At 30.9% G+C, this 3702-nt stretch carries 3 protein-coding genes and 1 pseudogene; all 4 read left to right on the top strand.

The genetic code is table 11. The annotated features are described in order from the left end of the window. Positions 1 to 366, top strand: a pseudogene (locus tag WBG30_RS04195) (glutamate formimidoyltransferase); the annotation flags it as partial. A 108-nt stretch (positions 367 to 474) separates the two neighbouring features. Further along, positions 475 to 1737, top strand: a complete 1263-nt coding sequence (hutI, locus tag WBG30_RS04190) for an imidazolonepropionase (RefSeq protein ID WP_424503391.1) — start codon at positions 475 to 477, stop codon at positions 1735 to 1737. A gap of 138 nt (positions 1738 to 1875) precedes the next feature. Further along, entirely contained in the window at positions 1876 to 2520 is a 645-nt protein-coding gene (locus WBG30_RS04185; RefSeq protein ID WP_424503390.1) for a cyclodeaminase/cyclohydrolase family protein, read from the top strand. Between the two features lie 16 nt (positions 2521 to 2536). Next, positions 2537 to 3568: a M42 family metallopeptidase gene (locus tag WBG30_RS04180; RefSeq protein WP_424503389.1), complete on the top strand. Its 1032-nt coding sequence runs from the start codon at positions 2537 to 2539 to the stop codon at positions 3566 to 3568. The last annotated feature ends 134 nt before the right edge of the window (positions 3569 to 3702 follow it).

Raw genomic sequence — 3702 nt, 5'->3', positions numbered from 1 at the left:
GTAGGAGCTAGATTACCATTAATAGCTTTTAATATAAACTTAGGAACGACAGATATAAATATAGCAAAAAATATTGCCAAGGCAATCAGACATTCTAGTGGAGGATTTAGATATATAAAGGCTGGACCGGCAGAATTAAAAGATAAAGGAATAGTGCAAGTAACTATGAATGTAGTTAACTACAAAAAAACTCCTATTTATAGAGTATTTGAAACTGTGAAGATGGAAGCTAAAAGATATGGAGTTCCAGTATTAGGAAGCGAGATAGTAGGAAGTGTTCCCATAGAAGCACTTGTTTTGAGCATGGAATATTATTTAGGATTAGATGGGTTCTCTATGGAAAAAGTTTTAGAATCTAATCTATAAAAAAGATAACATGATATTATATTTAAACAAATATAATTTAAGGTTTTATAATTTTTAATTTGTTTTATAGAATTCTATTAAAAGTTATACTGAGGGGGAAAAATTAAGATGCATGCTGAGTTAATTATAAAAAACATAGGAAATTTAATTACATTAGGTCATGGGGAAAAAGCTAGAGCCGGAAAAGAAATGAGTGAAGTAGAGATAATAAAAGATGGATATATTGCCATTAAAGATGGAAAATTTTTAGGAGTAGGTTCAGGAAAAGTAGATGAAAAATATATTGGTGGATCAACTTTAATAAAAGATGCCATGGGACTCACTGTGACTCCTGGATTGATCGATCCACATACACATCTAGTTCATGGAGGAAGCCGTGAAAATGAGTTTTCTAAAAAATTAGAGGGAGTTTCCTATATGGATATCTTAAATGCCGGAGGAGGGATATTAAGTACGGTAAACTCTACAAGGCAGGCTAGTTTTGAAGAATTATATAAAAAAGCTAAAAAAAGTTTGGATATTATGTTATCTTTTGGTGTAACCACTGTAGAAGCAAAGAGTGGATACGGTCTCGATATTGAAACAGAATTAAAACAATTAGAAGTTGTAAAAAAATTAAATGAAGATCATCCTATAGATTTGGTATCGACATACTTAGGTGCACATGCTTTACCACCTGAATATAAGGGAAGAAGAGATGAATTTATTAACGAGATAATAGGTGCATTACCTATGATCAAAGAAAAAGAGTTAGCAGAGTTTTGTGATGTTTTCTGTGAAGAGGGAGTTTTTTCAATAGAGGAAACAAGAAAAATATTAAATGCTGCTAAAAAACTGGGATTTAAAGTAAAAATTCATGCAGATGAGATTGTAACTTTAGGAGGAGCAGAATTATCGGCAGAGTTAGGAGCTTTTTCAGCGGATCATCTTATGGCTGCTAGTGAAAAAGGTATGGAAGATATGGCAAGAACTGGAGTCATAGCAGATATTTTACCTGCAACTTCATTTAATTTAAATAAAGAATATGCACATGCACGTCAAATGATTGAAAAAGGTGTAGCAGTAGCATTATCTACAGACTATAATCCAGGAAGTTCTCCTACAGAAAATTTACAATTAGCAATGCAACTAGGATCATTAAAATTAAAAATGACTCCTAAAGAAGTTATCACAGCAGTTACTATTAACTCTGCGTATTCTGTAGATAGGGGGAAAAAAGTAGGAAGTATTACTAAAGGTAAGAAAGCAGATTTTGTTATTTTTGATACACCAAATTTAGAATATATAATGTATCACTTTGGAATAAACCACACTAAAGATGTGTATAAAAATGGAATTCAAGTAGTATCAAATGGAAAAGTAATATATTAGATAAAAAATAAAATTATAAGCTATTTAGACAAAATATAAAAAAATATAAAACACATCAAAGAGATGAAAAAAATTTCAGATGTAACTATGCATTAAAAAATTATGAATTTTGCCGTAGGCGATAGGGGAGGAATAAATATGAGTTATTTAAATATAGAATTAAGGGATTTTATAGAGGTAGTAGATTCAGATGCACCAGCACCAGGAGGTGGAAGTGTCTCAGCTTTAGCTTCTTCACTGGGAATAGCGCTATCTCGTATGATGGCATCACTGGCTATAGATAAAAAAAAATATAGAGAATTTGATGATATGATCAAGGAGGAGTTTTTAACAAAACATAGAAGACTCCTAAAAATAAGAAAAAGAGTGGAAATATTGATAGATGAGGATACTAAATCTTTTAATGATCTTATGGCAGCATTTAAATTACCAAAGGATACCGATGACAACATAATAATAAGACTTGAAGAGATCCAAAAAGCTACTTTAAAAGCTACTGAAGTTCCATTTGAAATAGCTAAAACATCTTTAGAAGCTATGGAATTATTGCCATTTTTCTCTGAATATGGAAATCTCAATGCTATAACTGATCTTGGTGTAGGAGCTATGCTTTTAGAAACTGGTATCAGAGGAGCTATACTTAATGTAAAAATAAATATAGGATCTTTAAAAGATCAAGATAAAGTAGATAGATTCAAAAGAAATTATGAGAGAATAGAGGAAGAATCTATAATCCTAAAGGAAGCAATTATGGATTTTGTAAATGAAAAAATTAAATTATAAAAAGAGGAGTGAGTAAATGAAATATATTACAAATTATATGGTAGAAAAATTAGTGGAGATATTAAATATCCCTAGTCCTAGTGGTGACACTAAAAAAGGAATAGAAGTATGTAGAAATGAATTTGAAAGATTAGGCGTAAAAACAGAGATTACTCTCAAGGGGGCATTGAAAGCAACACTACCTGGAAAAAAAGAAGAGAGTAAAATAATTGCAGCTCATATAGATACTTTAGGTGGGATGGTAAGAGAGGTTACATCTAACGGGTATTTAAAATTAACTCAGATCGGTGGATATTCTTGGAATTCTGTAGATGGAGAATACTGTACTATATCTACTATGGATGGTAAAGAAATTAGGGGAACTATCTTATTTGAAAAATCATCTGTACATAACTATGGAGATGCTCCTAAATCAGATAAGAGAACAGAAGATAATATGGTAGTAAGATTGGATGAATTGGTAGAAAATGCAGAAGATATAAAAAAATTAGGAATAAATGTAGGGGATTTTGTATATTTAGACCCAAGAGTAGAAGTAACACAGTCTGGATTTATTAAGAGTCGTCATTTAGACAATAAAGCAGGAGTAGCAATAATTTTAGGAGTGTGTAAGTATCTTATAGAAACTGAGATAGTTCCAGAATATACACTAGAATTTTTTATATCTAATTATGAGGAAGTTGGTCATGGGGCAGCAGGAATTGCTACATCGTTAACTCAAGAGATATTAGCTATAGATATGGCATCTCCAGGAATTGGTCAGACTTCAAAAGAAAATAAGGTAACTATTTGTGCAAAAGATTCTTCAGGGCCATATGATTTGGAGATGAAAAAACGTTTAGTAAACTTATGTTGTGACCAAGAAATTGATTATGTTATAGATATTTATAAATATTATGGCTCAGATGCTAGTGCACTTTTACGTGGAGGAGCACAAATCAAACATGCTCTAATTGGGCCTGGAGTAGATGCATCTCATTCATATGAGAGAACTCATGTAGATGGACTTTTAAATACGGCTAAGTTAGTAATTGAATACTGTAAATAAAAGCAACGTGACGTTGGATCAAATTAGTAATAAAAAATTTTAAATTTTTTAGATAAAAAAAACATAAATTTTCGTATTGTCGAAAATTTATGTTTTTTTATTTTAAACTAAACTATCTATAAAATTAAAGAAAC

This window comes from Psychrilyobacter sp., assembly GCF_049671765.1.
Taxonomy (GTDB): domain Bacteria; phylum Fusobacteriota; class Fusobacteriia; order Fusobacteriales; family Fusobacteriaceae; genus Psychrilyobacter.
This window is presented reverse-complemented; position numbering and strand designations above follow the sequence as displayed.